This window comes from Streptomyces cinnabarinus (genome assembly GCF_027270315.1).
Taxonomy (GTDB): Bacteria; Actinomycetota; Actinomycetes; order Streptomycetales; family Streptomycetaceae; genus Streptomyces; species Streptomyces cinnabarinus.
In genome coordinates, this window is record NZ_CP114413.1 from 2,725,580 (window position 1) to 2,738,955 (window position 13,376).

The 13,376-nt window shown below is 70.5% G+C and carries 13 protein-coding genes; 5 read left to right on the forward strand and 8 right to left on the reverse strand.

Annotated elements, in window-relative coordinates; translation table 11 throughout:
- Nucleotides 1–17: 17 nt before the first annotated feature.
- Nucleotides 18–326: a trypco2 family protein gene (locus STRCI_RS12285; protein ID WP_269658943.1), complete on the reverse strand. Its 309-nt coding sequence runs from the start codon at nt 324–326 to the stop codon at nt 18–20.
- Between the two features lie 73 nt (nt 327–399).
- A complete protein-coding gene (locus STRCI_RS12290; protein ID WP_269658944.1) occupies nt 400–3,402 on the reverse strand; it encodes a bifunctional [glutamine synthetase] adenylyltransferase/[glutamine synthetase]-adenylyl-L-tyrosine phosphorylase in 3,003 nt (1,000 codons plus the stop codon).
- Nucleotides 3,403–3,502: 100 nt separating this feature from the next.
- Here STRCI_RS12290 and STRCI_RS12295 point away from each other — a divergent pair, with 100 nt between their 5' ends.
- Nucleotides 3,503–4,021 (forward strand): pyridoxamine 5'-phosphate oxidase family protein, encoded by a 519-nt coding sequence (locus STRCI_RS12295; protein WP_269658945.1) that lies wholly within the window; start codon nt 3,503–3,505, stop codon nt 4,019–4,021.
- Between the two features lie 2 nt (nt 4,022–4,023).
- Nucleotides 4,024–4,473 (forward strand): VOC family protein, encoded by a 450-nt coding sequence (locus STRCI_RS12300; RefSeq protein WP_269658946.1) that lies wholly within the window; start codon nt 4,024–4,026, stop codon nt 4,471–4,473.
- Nucleotides 4,474–4,575: 102 nt separating this feature from the next.
- Here STRCI_RS12300 and STRCI_RS12305 read toward each other — a convergent pair whose 3' ends face one another.
- The gene (locus STRCI_RS12305; RefSeq protein ID WP_269658947.1) at nt 4,576–4,818 is read right to left on the reverse strand and encodes a hypothetical protein; all 243 of its coding nucleotides are present in this window, start codon (nt 4,816–4,818) and stop codon (nt 4,576–4,578) included.
- A gap of 190 nt (nt 4,819–5,008) precedes the next feature.
- Here STRCI_RS12305 and STRCI_RS12310 point away from each other — a divergent pair, with 190 nt between their 5' ends.
- Entirely contained in the window at nt 5,009–5,287 is a 279-nt protein-coding gene (locus STRCI_RS12310; protein WP_269658948.1) for a glycosyltransferase, read from the forward strand.
- On the opposite strand, the gene STRCI_RS12315 is transcribed toward STRCI_RS12310, so the two are convergent.
- From STRCI_RS12315 to STRCI_RS12330, 4 genes are all read right to left on the reverse strand, one after another.
- Nucleotides 5,257–6,339: a phosphotransferase gene (locus tag STRCI_RS12315; RefSeq protein ID WP_418953326.1), complete on the reverse strand. Its 1,083-nt coding sequence runs from the start codon at nt 6,337–6,339 to the stop codon at nt 5,257–5,259. The two genes, STRCI_RS12310 and STRCI_RS12315, sit on opposite strands and share 31 nt — an antisense overlap.
- A 395-nt stretch (nt 6,340–6,734) precedes the next feature.
- Nucleotides 6,735–8,489 (reverse strand): NAD+ synthase, encoded by a 1,755-nt coding sequence (locus STRCI_RS12320; RefSeq protein WP_269658950.1) that lies wholly within the window; start codon nt 8,487–8,489, stop codon nt 6,735–6,737.
- A gap of 78 nt (nt 8,490–8,567) precedes the next feature.
- On the reverse strand, nt 8,568–9,188 hold the full coding sequence (locus tag STRCI_RS12325) for a DUF305 domain-containing protein (protein WP_269658951.1): 621 nt from the start codon (nt 9,186–9,188) through the stop codon (nt 8,568–8,570).
- Entirely contained in the window at nt 9,188–9,847 is a 660-nt protein-coding gene (locus STRCI_RS12330; protein ID WP_269658952.1) for a DUF3105 domain-containing protein, read from the reverse strand. The genes STRCI_RS12325 and STRCI_RS12330 overlap by 1 nt, the downstream gene beginning before the upstream one ends.
- 188 nt (nt 9,848–10,035) lie before the next feature.
- Here STRCI_RS12330 and STRCI_RS12335 point away from each other — a divergent pair, with 188 nt between their 5' ends.
- The gene (locus STRCI_RS12335; protein ID WP_269658953.1) at nt 10,036–10,476 is read left to right on the forward strand and encodes an RrF2 family transcriptional regulator; all 441 of its coding nucleotides are present in this window, start codon (nt 10,036–10,038) and stop codon (nt 10,474–10,476) included.
- Between the two features lie 4 nt (nt 10,477–10,480).
- Here STRCI_RS12335 and STRCI_RS12340 read toward each other — a convergent pair whose 3' ends face one another.
- Complete coding sequence (locus STRCI_RS12340) at nt 10,481–11,668, reverse strand: globin domain-containing protein (protein WP_269658954.1); 1,188 nt, start codon at nt 11,666–11,668, stop codon at nt 10,481–10,483.
- A gap of 341 nt (nt 11,669–12,009) precedes the next feature.
- Between STRCI_RS12340 and glnA the strand changes: the two genes are divergently transcribed.
- Nucleotides 12,010–13,371: a type I glutamate--ammonia ligase gene (gene glnA, locus STRCI_RS12345; RefSeq protein ID WP_269658955.1), complete on the forward strand. Its 1,362-nt coding sequence runs from the start codon at nt 12,010–12,012 to the stop codon at nt 13,369–13,371.
- Nucleotides 13,372–13,376: the final 5 nt, after the last annotated feature.

Consider the following 13,376-nt stretch of genomic DNA (forward strand, 5'->3'; position numbering starts at 1 on the left):
CCTGGTCGCCCGGCGTGTCAGTCGCCCGGCTCGGTCTGCTCGCCGCTCACATCGAGCGGCCCGCCCTCGCTCCTCGGCACCAGCCGCAGCGTCACGGTCTGGGTCTCCTGGGCCCCGGAGCGCAGTCCGCCGCCGAGGTTGAGCACCCACCACTGGACCCGGCCCGAGCCGTCGCGCTCCCTGCTGGCCACGGCCTCCAGGGTGACGGTCACCTCGGCGACCTCGAACCGCACGGCCTTGCCCGCCCCGGCCCGCCGCGCGCTCTCCAGTTCGGCGCGCAGCCCCTCGATGGCGTCCGACAGACCCACCAGCCCGCGTTCCTCCATCGGCCCCCCCGCCAAGTGCCGTCCGCTACGGGGTCATTGTGCTCCGTGCGGGGGCGGCTGGGGAGCGGAACGGCTAGCCGCCGTAGAACAGTTCGTCCACGACACCCCGCGCCCGGCGGGCGGTGCGGCGGTAGTCGTCGAGCATGTCGCCGACGCGGCCGGGGCCGTAGCCCAGGTAGCGGCCCACGGCGGCGAGCTCGCGGGCGTCCGAGGGGAAGGTGTCGCCGGCCCGGCCGCGGACGAGCATGACGGCGTTGCGGACCCGGGTGGCCAGCACCCATGCCTCGTCGAGGGTCGCCGCGTCCTCCGTGGGGATCAGGCCGGCGGCGGCCGCCGCGGCCAGGGCGGCCCGGGTGCGGGTGGTGCGCAGGCCGGGCTCGTGCGCGCCGTGCCGCATCTGAAGGAGCTGGACGGTCCATTCGACGTCGGAGAGGCCGCCGGGGCCGAGCTTGGTGTGGAGCTTGGGGTCGGCGCCGCGCGGGAGGCGTTCGGACTCCATCCGGGCCTTCAGACGGCGGATCTCGCGGACCGCGTCGTCGCCGAGTCCGGCGGCCGGGTAGCGCAGCGGGTCGATCAGCTCGATGAAGCGGCGGCCGAGGTCCTCGTCCCCGGCGACCGGCTCGGCCCGCAGCAGCGCCTGCGACTCCCAGACCAGCGACCAGCGCCGGTAGTAGGCCTCGTACGACGTCAGCGTGCGCACCAGCGGTCCGGTCTTGCCCTCGGGGCGCAGGTCGGCGTCGATGAGCAGGGGCGGGTCGGCGCTCGGGATCTGGAGCAGCCGGCGCATCTCGGAGACGACGCGGTTGGCGGCCTTGGCGGCCTCCTGCTCGTCGACGCCGTCGCGCGGCTCGTGCACGAACAGCACGTCCGCGTCGGAGCCGTAGCCCAGTTCGTGGCCGCCGAAACGGCCCATGCCGATCACCGTGAACCGGGTGGGCAGGGTCTCGCCCCAGCCCTCGCGGACGACCGCGCGCAGGGTGCCCGCGAGGGTCACAGCGGTCAGGTCCGATACGGCGCCGCCGACCAGGTCGACCAGCGCGCCCTGGTCGGCCTCCGCGGGCTGCGCCTCGGTGCCGTAGGAGCCGACGATGTCGGCGGCGGCCGTACGGAACAGTTCGCGGCGGCGGACGCCGCGGGCCGCGGTGACGGCCTGGGCGCCGCCGTCGGCGCGGCCGACCGCGGCGAGGATCTCCTGCTCCAGGTGGGCCTGGGAGCGGGGTTCGAGGCCGCCGCCACGTCCGTCGCCGTCGCCGAGCAGGGCCACCGCCTCGGGGGCGCGCATCAGCAGATCGGGGGCGAGGCGTCCGGCGGACAGCACGCGGGCGAGGTTCTCCGCCGCCGCGCCCTCGTCCCTGAGCAGCCGCAGATACCAGGGGGTCTTGCCGAGGGCGTCGGAGACCTTGCGGAAGTTGAGCAGGCCGGCGTCCGGGTCGGCGGAGTCGGCGAACCAGCCCAACAGGACGGGGAGCAGGGTGCGTTGGATGGCCGCCTTGCGGGTGACTCCGGAGGCCAGCGCCTCCAGGTGGCGCAGGGCCGCGGCGGGGTCGGCGTAGCCGAGCGCGACCAGCCGTTCGCGGGCCGCCTCGCTGCTCAACCGGGCCTCGCCCGGGGCGAGTTGGGCGACCGCGTCGAGCAGCGGCCGGTAGAACAGCTTCTCGTGCAGCCGTCGTACGACACCGGCGTGCCGTCGCCATTCGCGGTTGAGGTCGGCCACCGGGTCGCTGCGCAGGCCCAGGGAGCGGCCGATGCGGCGCAGGTCGGCGTCGTCCTCGGGGACGAGGTGGGTGCGGCGCAGCCGGTACAGCTGGATGCGGTGCTCCATGGAGCGCAGGAAGCGGTAGGCGTCGTCCAGTTGGGTGGCGTCGGCCCGGCCGACGTAGCCGCCGGCGGCGAGGGCCTTCAGGGCGTTGAGCGTGGTGCCGCTGCGCAGTGAGGCGTCGGCCCGCCCGTGCACCAACTGAAGGAGCTGTACGGCGAATTCGACGTCCCTGAGGCCGCCGGGACCGAGCTTGAGCTGGCGGTCCAGTTCGGCGACGGGGATGTTCTCCACCACCCGGCGCCGCATCTTCTGCACGTCGGCGACGAAGTTGTCCCGCTCGGCGGCCTTCCAGACGAGGGGTTCGAGGGCGGCGACGTACTCCTCCCCCAGCTCGATGTCCCCGGCCACCGGGCGGGCCTTGAGCAGCGCCTGGAACTCCCAGGTCTTGGCCCAGCGCTGGTAGTAGGCGAGGTGGCTGGACAGGGTGCGCACGAGGGGGCCGTTGCGGCCCTCGGGGCGCAGATTGGCGTCGACGGGCCAGATGGAGCCCTCGACGGTCGTCTCGGAGCAGATCCGCATCATGTGCGAGGCGAGCCGGGTGGCCGCCCTGAGGGCCTTGCTCTCGTCAGCCCCGTCCGTCGCCTCCCCGACGAAGATGACATCGACGTCGGAGACGTAATTGAGCTCATGGCCCCCGCACTTGCCCATCGCGATCACCGCGAGCCGGCAGGCGGCGGCGTCCTCGGGGGCGGCGGCGCGGGCGATGGCGAGCGCGGCGCGCAGGGTGGCGGTGGCGAGGTCGGCGAGCTCGGCGGCGGACTCGGCGACATCGGTGGTGCCGCACACGTCACGGGCGGCGATGGACAGCAGACAGCGCCGGTAGGCCACGCGCAGCGAGACGGGGTCGGTGGCCTCCGCCAAGCCCCGCTCGAACTCGGTCACACCGGGATGCAGGTCCCTGGGCTCGTAGGTGACGAGGGCGTGCCAGTCGCCGGAGTGCCGGGCGAGATGCTCGGCGAGCGCGGCGGACGCGCCGAGGACACCGAGGAGGCGGTCGCGCAGCGGCTTGGCGGCTATGACCGTGTCCAGCAGCTCACGGTGCGCGGTGTCGCCGACCTGCGCCTCAAGCAGCCGCACCAAGCCATGCAGGGCGAGATCAGGATCGGCGGTCTCGCCGAGGGCCTCCAGCAGCACCGGGTCGTCGCGTACGGGGGCCAGCTCCGGGGCCTCCAGGAGCCGCTCGGCGGCGCTCGGATCGGTGAAGCCGTGCCGCAGCAGCCGTGTGAAGGTACTGCTTCTGCGCCCCGGCGCCGTCATCCCGGCCTCCTGTCCGATCAAGGTCGTACCGAGTCGAGCCTAACCGCAGCGCTGGTGAGAAGCTCCGATGAGTTCGGGGCCGGGAGGGGGTCCAACCTCTATGACCAACCAACCGCACACCCGGCTGGACGCCCGCTACAGCGACGAGAAGGCCACGGCGAGGCCCTGGTCCGAGGCGCTGGCCCTGCTGACGTCGGCCGAACTGTTCTGGATCTCGACGGTACGGCCGGACGGGCGCCCGCATGTGACGCCGCTGCCCGCGGTCTGGTCGTCGGGCGCCCTGCACTTCTGCACCGGGCCCGAGGAGCGCAAGGCCCGCAACCTGGCCGAGAACCCGTGGGTGGTGCTGACCACCGGCACGAACACCTGGGACCGGGGCTACGACCTGGTCGTGGAGGGCGAGGCGGTCCGGGTGACGCAGGAGGACCGGCTGCGCGAGCTGGCGGCGGCCTGGGAGGCGAAATACGGCAGCTTCTGGCGCTTCGAGGTACGGAACGGCTGCTTCCACCACGGAGCCGGACACGCTTTCGTGTTCTCGGTGGCGCCGAGCACGGTTTTCGGCTTCGGTAAGGGTGAGCCGTTCAGCCAGACCCGTTGGCGATTCTCCAGGGAGGACTAGCGATGGACTTCACCCTTGAAGTGATCCCGCTGCCCGTGAGCGACATCGACCGTGCCAGGGACTTCTACCGGGACAAGGTCGGCTTCCACGTCGACATCGACCAGGAGGTCATGCCCGGGATGCGGATCGTCCAGCTGACACCGCCGGGCTCCGGCTGTTCCATCGCACTGGGCGACAACCTCTGGGACCTGGCCGAGGGCGAATCGAAACCGCAGCCCGGTAGCTACCAGGGCCTCCAGCTGTGCGTGTCCGACATCAAGGCGGCGCGGGCGGAGCTGGTGGAGCGGGGCCTTGAGGTGTCGGAGCCGGTGCAGTACGCGCCGGACGACGGCGCGACCTTCATGTACTTCAAGGACCCCGACGGCAACGGCTGGTCGATCCAGGAGTACCGCGTCCGGGGCGAGAAGCCCCTGCACAAGCTCCTCTCGGAACAGGCTGAGCAGCGGGGCTAGGGGGGCTAGCGGGGCGCACAGGAAAGCCGCGGCTCTCCTGTGCCGCGGCTTTCTGCGTGTTTCCCTGTGCTCGAATGTCTGCTCCGGGCGGTGGTGGACGGGTCAGTTGTGTCCGCCTGGGGCGTGGCCCGCCGGGTTCTGGTTCTCGGACTCCTGGATGAGCCCGGCGCCGCCGCAGCTGGGCTGCTGGCCTCCGGGCTGCTGGCCTCCGTTGTTGGTGCACTGGGTGTCGACCGGCACGATCTTGGCGTCGGCCACACCCGCACCGCCCAGGCTCAGGGCGCAGGCGGCGGCACCAGCGCCCAGCGCCGTTGCGATCCGCCTCGCGAGCACTCTGCGTGTCATCCCGCTCAGCCTCCTGTGGTCCGTTGGCTGTGCGGCAGCGCGTTGCCGGACTGTCGCGTTCTCCTGAACCACGCTTCTCGCGTGCACTCCGCGAGTCAAGACAAATCGGTCAGTTATGTCGTAAACTTACTTCGCCTTCGACAGCGAAACGACTGCGGGCCGACGGCTCATTCCCGTCGACCCTGACACGGTGGAGGACGCCTTCCCCCGCGTGATCATCGAAGCTGCACTGCACGGAACCCCGAGCATCGGCACCGACCGTGGCGGCATCCCCGAAGCCATTGGCAACGCGGGGGTGGTGCTCTCCGCCGAGGCCAGCGCCGAAGAGTGGGTGGAGGCCCTCCGCGCCGCCGACCACCACACTCTGGGGGAGCAAGCTCGGCAACGAGCGACCTCCTTCACCCGCCCCTGCCTGCCGGACCTCGAACGCCTCGGGATCTACCCTGCGGCGAACGCGTCCTCGACCTGATCCAGCCGGTCCGTCCACCAGTGCAGCAGTGCCTCGTCCGCGGTGAACAGGTCGTCGAAGGAGAAGTCACCTCGGTCGTAGTGGAACTCCAACTGCCAGAAGTCCGTCATCCGCTTCCACCACAGCCGACGAGCGCCGTCCACCAGCGCCGACGGTTCCAGCGGCACGACTGATCGATATCCCTCGACGAACGCGGACACCCGCACGAGGTCGAATACACCGGCCACCCCGAACTGCACCTGAGCTGTCCGCACCACCTCTTCCGCGTACGTGCGCACCGCGATCCGGTCCCAGTCCAGGAAGGCAGCAAGTTCCCCGCCTTCCCAGAGCAGATTTCGGTACTGCACATCACCATGCGTCCACCCGTGGTCACCCTCAGGCGTCGCGGATCGCGGACGATGATCGGCGTACTTGGAGACGAGGACTCGCCGATGGTCCAAGGACACAGCGGCATCCTTGTCAAAGTCGCTGCCAGTGCCCTTGTCGCGCACGGCCGCTGTCAGCCGCTCGGCTTTCTCCACCGCCCGCTCCGGCGACGTGACGTCCGCAGTGATCGTCTCTGGCACCCCGGGCAACAGCCCTCGATCGCAAGCCCTGCTCAGGCTCACGTGCAGGCGTCCCAGGTGACCGCCCAGTGCGCTCGCCTCAGACAAGGTGAGATCGACACCCCGGACGTGGGAACCGGCCACCCACGGGAACAGGCACCAGGCACCACCGTCGACCTGCGCCACCAGCGACCCCGAGAGCGTGGGGCTGGGGGCACTCACCGGCACATCGTCGGCGCCAAGGGCCGCCAGCACTCTGAGGTTGCGCTGCAATCGCTCCAGCGAGACATCCGTGACCCGCTTGAGAGCGAACCTCCCGGCGGAGGTGTCCAGCCCCCAGTTCGCGTTCATCAGCCCGTCAACAAGGTAGTGCCGCTCCCCCACGTCTCCGAGGCCGAAGGCATCGATCAACTCTCCGAGCACGCTCATGGAGATGTCGCTTCGGGCCGCCGCGGTGGCATCAGTCACCCCACGGACGATACGCGAGCACGCCCCGTCCGAGCACAACGATCACTCGGACGCCTGCTGCGCTGGAGCCCTTCCCTGGCGCTTCCGCTCCCTTCGTCAGCAGAGCGGGCTGCGGCCACGCCAGACGGCGATGACAGAGTTGATCAGCTTCGTCGAGGCCAACCGCATCGCGAGACTCGCCGGGTGGCAGACACGGCACGATCGACCGGACAGACCCTGGCCGGGGAGGCGTCCTGACCGGGTACCAAACCGCCTGAGTGAGTCTTTTCCAACCTGCTTCTGAGGCAAGGCAGTTGACCTGACAGCGTGGGTGAAGTCCTGGTAGGTGGGTCGCATCTCGGCAGTGGACGCGAGACCTACGCATTACAGGTCGTGCGATCTTGGTCCGGCGCCGTCCGGCCGGTCCGGCGCGTTCCCGGACCGGCCTCCGTCCGTTACGCCGTCTCCCGCCACCCATTGGTGATCGGCAGCCGCCGGTCCTTGCCGAAGCCCTTCGGGGAGATCTTCGTGCCCGGCGGGTACTGGCGGCGCTTGTACTCGGCCGTGTCGACCATGCGGAGCGTCTTGGTGACGAGGGCCGGGTCGAAGCCCGCGGCGACGATCAGGTCGGCTCCCTGGTCGCGGTCGACGTAGCGCTCCAGGATGGCGTCCAGGACCGGGTAGTCGGGGAGCGAGTCGGTGTCGACCTGGCCGGGGCGCAGTTCCGCGCTCGGGGGCTTGGTGATGGAGTTCTCGGGGATTGGGGGGGTCTGGCCGCGTTCCAGCGCCGAGCGGTTGCGCCATTCCGCGAGGCGGAAGATCGAGGTCTTGTAGACGTCCTTGATCGGGCCGTACGCGCCCACCGAGTCGCCGTACAGGGTCGAATACCCCACCGCCAGCTCCGACTTGTTGCCCGGCGCCAGGACGATGTGGCCTTCCTGGTTGGAGATCGCCATCAGGAGGGTGCCGCGCAGGCGAGACTGGAGGTTCTCCTCCGCCAGGCCCGTGAGCTCCGTGGACTCCATGTACGCGTCGAACATCGGCGCGATCGGGACCGTACGGAAGTTGAGGCCCGTGCGCCGGGCCAGTTCCGCCGCGTCGCCCTTGGAGTGGTCGGAGGAGTACTTCGAGGGCATCGAGACGCCGTACACGTTTTGCGCGCCCACCGCGTCGCAGGCGATCGCGGCGACGAGGGCCGAGTCGATGCCTCCCGACAGTCCGATCAGGACCGACTTGAAGCCGTTCTTGGCGACGTACGCCCGCAGGCCCACGACCAGCGCCGAGTAGACCTCCTCGTCGTCGTCGAGGCGGTCGGCGTAGCCGCCCGTCAGCTCGGGGGTGTAAGCGGGGAGCGGGTCCTCGGAGAGGATCACGCGGTCGATGCGCAGGCCGTCGTCCACCACGCCGGTCGGCGGGTTCTGCGACGCCGCGGGCAGGTCGAGGTCCAGGACCACACAGCCCTCCGCGAACTGCGGCGCCCGCGCGATCACTTCACCGCTCGCGTCGACCACGATCGAGTCGCCGTCGAAGACCAGCTCGTCCTGGCCGCCGATCATCGCGAGGTAGGCGGTGGTGCAGCCCGCCTCCTGGGCACGCTTGCGGACCAGGTCGAGCCGGGTGTCGTCCTTGTCGCGCTCGTACGGCGAGGCGTTGATCGACAGCAACAGGCCCGCCTCGGCCGACCGTGCCGCGGGGACCCGGCCGCCGTCCTGCCAGAGGTCCTCGCAGATGGCGAGGGCCACGTCCACCCCGTGCACCCGGACCACCGGCATGGTGTCGCCGGGCACGAAGTAGCGGAACTCGTCGAAGACGCCGTAGTTCGGCAGGTGGTGCTTGGCGAAGGTGAGCGCCACCTCGCCGCGGTGCAGCACCGCCGCCGCGTTGCGCGGGGCGCCCGCCGGCTGGCCGTACTTCGGCTGGTCCGTGTCGGACCGGTCGAGGTAGCCGACGACCACCGGCAGCTCCCCGAAGCCCTCCTCGGCGAGCTTGGCGGCCAGCGTGCGCAGGGCCGCGCGGGACGCCTCCACGAAGGAGGAGCGCAGGGCCAGGTCCTCGACGGGATACCCGGTCAGCGCCATCTCGGGGAACGCCACGAGATGCGCTCCCTGTTCGGCGGAGTGCCGGGTCCAGCGGAGAATCGTCTCCGTGTTCTGGGCGAGGTCACCGACGCGCGAGTCGATCTGGTTCAGTGCGAGGCGAAGTTGAGGCACGCGCCCAGTGTAATCGTCAGAGCGACGCAATGGGGTGGCGAGGGATGTGGGCCACCCCACTCGCGGCTACGGCAGCCTCTACGGCCGGGCCTTCGCGCCCCGGTCCTTCAGCATCCCCGCCATCAGCGCGATCTCCGACTCCTGGCCGTTGACCATGGTCGTCGCGAGCCGCGTCTCGACCTTCACCTCGCACCGCTTCACACAGGCCTCGGCCATGTGGATGCCGCCCTTGTGGTGGTCGGTCATCAGCTGGAGGTAGAACACCTCGGCCTGCTTGCCGCTGAGTTTCTCCAGCTTCTTCAGCTCGGTGTTGGTCGCCATGCCCGGCATCAGCGCGCCGTCCTCGCCGGAGGCCATGGAGCCCATGTCCATCCAGGTCATCGGCGGATCCGAGGACACCTTCGGCAGCTCCCACAGATCCAGCCAGCCCAGCAGCATCCCGCGCTGGTTGGCCTGCGTCTGCGCGATGTCGTACGCGAGCCGCCGCACCTCGGTGTCGTCGGTGCGGTCGCGCACGATGTACGACATCTCCACGGCCTGCTGGTGGTGCACCGCCATGTCCCGCGCGAACCCGGCGTCCGCGGAGTCGGCGGTGGGGGACGCGGCGGTCCCCTCGCCGTCGGCGACGGCGTAGGTGATCGCGCCGGCCGCGACGAGCACCGCCGCCGCGGCTCCCGCGACCCACCCGACGTGCTTCATCACTCCGCCTTACCGCCCGTGCACGCGGCGCCCGGCTCCGGCGTCTGCTCGCCCTGCACGTACTTCTCGAAGAACTTGCCGAGGTTCGCGTCGTCCGCGCCCGTCACCGCGCGCTGCGCACCCCACGCCGACAGCATGATCGGCGACTTCTGGTCCTCGTAGGGGCTCATCAGCGTGTACGGCGTCTGCTTCACCTTCGCCGCGAGCGCCTCCACGTCGGCCTTCTTGGCCTTGCTGGTGTACGTCACCCAGACCGCGCCGTGCTCCAGCGAGTGCACCGCGTTCTCGTTCGCCACGGCCTCGGTGTAGACGTCGCCGTTGCAGTTCTGCCAGACCGGGTTGTGGTCGCCGCCGACCGGGGGCTCGACCGGGTACTTCACCTTCTTCTCCACGTGGGTCTGGGAGAGCTTGCCGCCCTTCCAGGTGCTCACGCCGTCGGCGCCCGCCACCAGGGAGCCGGTGGTCTTGGAGTCGGACGCGGTGTCGTTGTCGTCCTGCGACTGCACCAGCACGACCGCGCCGACGACCAGGGCGACGACCACCGTCACACTGGCGCCGATCGTGAGGATCCGGTTGCGGCGCTCGCGAGCCTGCTCGGCGCGCCGCATCTCTTCTATGCGGGCTTTGCGCTCCGCGTTGCTCTTCTTGGCGGATCCCATGGCGTGATGTCCTTCTGCGGAAAGGGACGGTCGGGTCCGCTGATCGTAATGGTGAAGGAGTGACCTCTCGAAGGGAGGTCACAGGAAAGGGCCGGATCGCTACGGAATCGACAGCGACCCGACAGGTACCCCACCTTAATGCGAACCGCAAATGCACATTATCCGCGTCTGCGCCTACGCTTGCCGATATGCGGCTGCTGCGCTCCACCGACCTCGCCCTGCGGATCCTGATGCGACTCGCCGTGTCCGAAGGAACCACGCCGACCACGCGTGAGGTCGCCGCGGACATGGACGTGCCGTACACGCACGCCGCGAAGGTGGTCGCCGAGCTCCAGCACCAGGGACTGGTCGACGCCCGCCGCGGCCGGGGCGGCGGGCTGGCGCTCACCGAGCGGGGGCGTACGGCGTCCGTGGGCGCGGTGGCGCGGTCCTTCGAGGGCGACGGTGACGTCGTCGACTGCGAGGGCGGTACCGCCCCCTGTCCGCTGAGCTCCGCCTGCCGGCTGCGCGGTGCCCTGCGGCGGGCCCAGGAGGCGTTCTTCGCCTCCCTGGACCCGCTCACCATCGGCGACATGGTCGGCGCGCCGACGGGACCGCTGCTGCTGGAGATCGGCCGGGCGCCGTCGTAGGGGCTCAGCCCTGGGTGAGCCAGAGGTCGGGGCCGAAGACCTCGTAGTGAATGTCCGCGGGCGCCACTCCCTTGCCGATCAGCTGGGTGCGGACGGTCCGCATGAAGGGGAGCGGGCCGCACAGGTACGCGCGCGTGCCGGGTGCCACGGCGATGTCCGTGAGGTCGACCAGGCCGGTGCGGGCGTCCTCGGGGGCGTCCTCCTCGTACCAGTAGTGCACCCGCGCCTCGGGGAGCTTGGCCGCGTAGGTCTCCTGGTCGGCGCGCAGGGCGTGGGCGGCCGGGGAGCGGTCGCCGTGCAGGACGGTGACCGGGCAGTCGCGGCCGTCCTGGGCCAGCTGGGCCAGCATGGCGATCATCGGGGTGACGCCGATGCCCGCGGAGGCCAGCAGCAGCGGCCGGTCGGCGTCCGGGCCGAGGACCAGGTCGCCGTAGGGGGCGGACAGCTCCAGTACGGCGCCCTCCGCCACGCGCGCGTGCAGGTGCTCGGAGACCTCGCCCGCCGGGGAGCCGGCGTCCTCGGCCACCCGCTTCACGCTGATCTGGCGCAGCGTGGAGTCCGGCGCCCCGGACAGGCTGTACTGCCGTATCTGCCGGGCGCCGTCCGGGAGCTGGACGCGGACCGAGACGTACTGGCCCGCGCGGAAGTCGGCCACCGGGCCGCCGTCGGAGGGGCGCAGCCGGAAGGTGACCACGTCGGCCGTCTCCGCGACCCGCTCCACGACCTCCCAGTTCCGCCAGACCGGCTCACGGGACTCCTCGTACAGCCGCTTCTCCACGGCGATCAGGGCGTTCGCCATCAGCCAGTAGACCTCGTCCCAGGCGGCCGCGACCTCGGGCGTGACGGCCTCGCCGAGGACGTCGACGATGGCGGCGAAGAGGTGCTCGTGGACGATGCCGTACTGCTCGGGGGCGACGCCGAGGGAGGCGTGCTTGTGGGCGATGCGGGCGAGCATCGCGTCGGGCCGGTCGTCCGGGTGGTCTATCAAGTACGTCGCGAAGGCGGCTATGGAGCCGGCGAGGGCCTGGCGCTGGGTGCCGGCCGCCTGGTTGCCGCGGTTGAAGAGGTCGCGCAGCAGTTCGGGGCGGGCGGCGAACATCCCGGCGTAGAAGCGCTCGGTGATCGCGTCCAGGTTGGCACCCACGGCGGGGAGGGTCGCGCGGACGGTGGCGGCGGACTGTACGGACAGCATCAAGGCTCCTTCGGGCTCTCGACCGGTGCGCTCTCTCAACCGGTTCGCCACCATTAAAACTTGCATCTGAGATGCCAATTAAAGCGGGGGTGGGTTTGTGAGCGATCCGACAGGTGCCCGCGTGGGGCGGCCGAGTGCGGCCAGGCATTACGGATGTCGGCCCGAGCAGGCAAGATGGGCGGCAGAGGCGCGGTGCGCCGGGCGTTCAGACCGGAGTCGGCTAGTCGATCAAGGTCGGCAACGCGCGTGAAACGCTGTTGTGGTGTGATGCTCAGGTGCCCGACCGCCCTCCCGCGCTACTCGGGATGGTGGCCTGACCAGCAAGGATGGGGAAGCGGAAGATGGACAAGCAGCAGGAGTTCGTGCTCCGTACGTTGGAGGAGCGGGACATCCGGTTCGTACGCCTGTGGTTCACGGACGTGCTGGGCTTCCTCAAGTCCGTCGCCGTGGCCCCGGCCGAGCTTGAGCAGGCCTTCGACGAGGGCATCGGCTTCGACGGCTCGGCCATCGAGGGCTTCGCCCGCGTATACGAGTCCGACATGATTGCCAAGCCGGACCCCTCCACCTTCCAGGTCCTGCCCTGGCGCGCGGAGACCCCCGGCACCGCCCGCATGTTCTGCGACATCCTCATGCCGGACGGCTCCCCATCCTTCGCGGACCCGCGCTACGTCCTCAAGCGCGCCCTGGCCCGCACCTCCGACCTGGGCTTCACCTTCTACACCCACCCGGAGATCGAGTTCTTCCTGCTGAAGGACCGCCCGCTGGACGGCTCCCGCCCCACCCCCGCCGACAACTCGGGCTACTTCGACCACACCCCGACCAACGTCGGCATGGACTTCCGCCGCCAGGCGATCACCATGCTGGAGTCGATGGGCATCTCGGTGGAGTTCTCCCACCACGAGGGCGCGCCGGGCCAGCAGGAGATCGACCTGCGCTATGCGGACGCGCTCTCCACGGCGGACAACATCATGACGTTCCGTCTGGTCATGAAGCAGGTGGCGCTGGAGCAGGGCGTACAGGCGACGTTCATGCCGAAGCCGTTCTCGGAGCACCCGGGCTCCGGCATGCACACCCACCTCTCCCTCTTCGAGGGCGACCGCAACGCGTTCTACGAGTCCGGCTCGGAGTACCAGCTCTCCAAGGTCGGCCGCTCCTTCATCGCGGGCCTGCTCAAGCACGCCGCCGAGATCTCCGCGGTCACCAACCAGTGGGTGAACTCCTACAAGCGCATCTGGGGCGGCTCGGAGCGCACGGCGGGCGCGGGCGGCGAGGCGCCGTCGTACATCTGCTGGGGCCACAACAACCGCTCGGCGCTGGTCCGGGTCCCGATGTACAAGCCCGGCAAGACCGGCTCGGCCCGCGTCGAGGTCCGCTCCCTGGACTCCGGCGCCAACCCCTACCTGGCGTACGCGCTGCTGCTGGCCGCGGGCCTGAAGGGCATCGAGGAGGGCTACGAACTCCCGCCGGGCGCCGAGGACGACGTCTGGGCCCTGTCCGACGCCGAGCGCCGCGCGATGGGCATCGAGCCCCTGCCGCAGAACCTCGGCGAGGCCCTCACCCTCATGGAGCGCAGCGACCTGGTCGCCGAGACCCTCGGCGAGCACGTCTTCGACTTCTTCCTGCGCAACAAGCGCTCGGAGTGGGAGGAGTACCGCTCCGAGGTCACGGCGTTCGAGCTGCGGAAGAACCTGCCGGTGCTGTAAAGCCG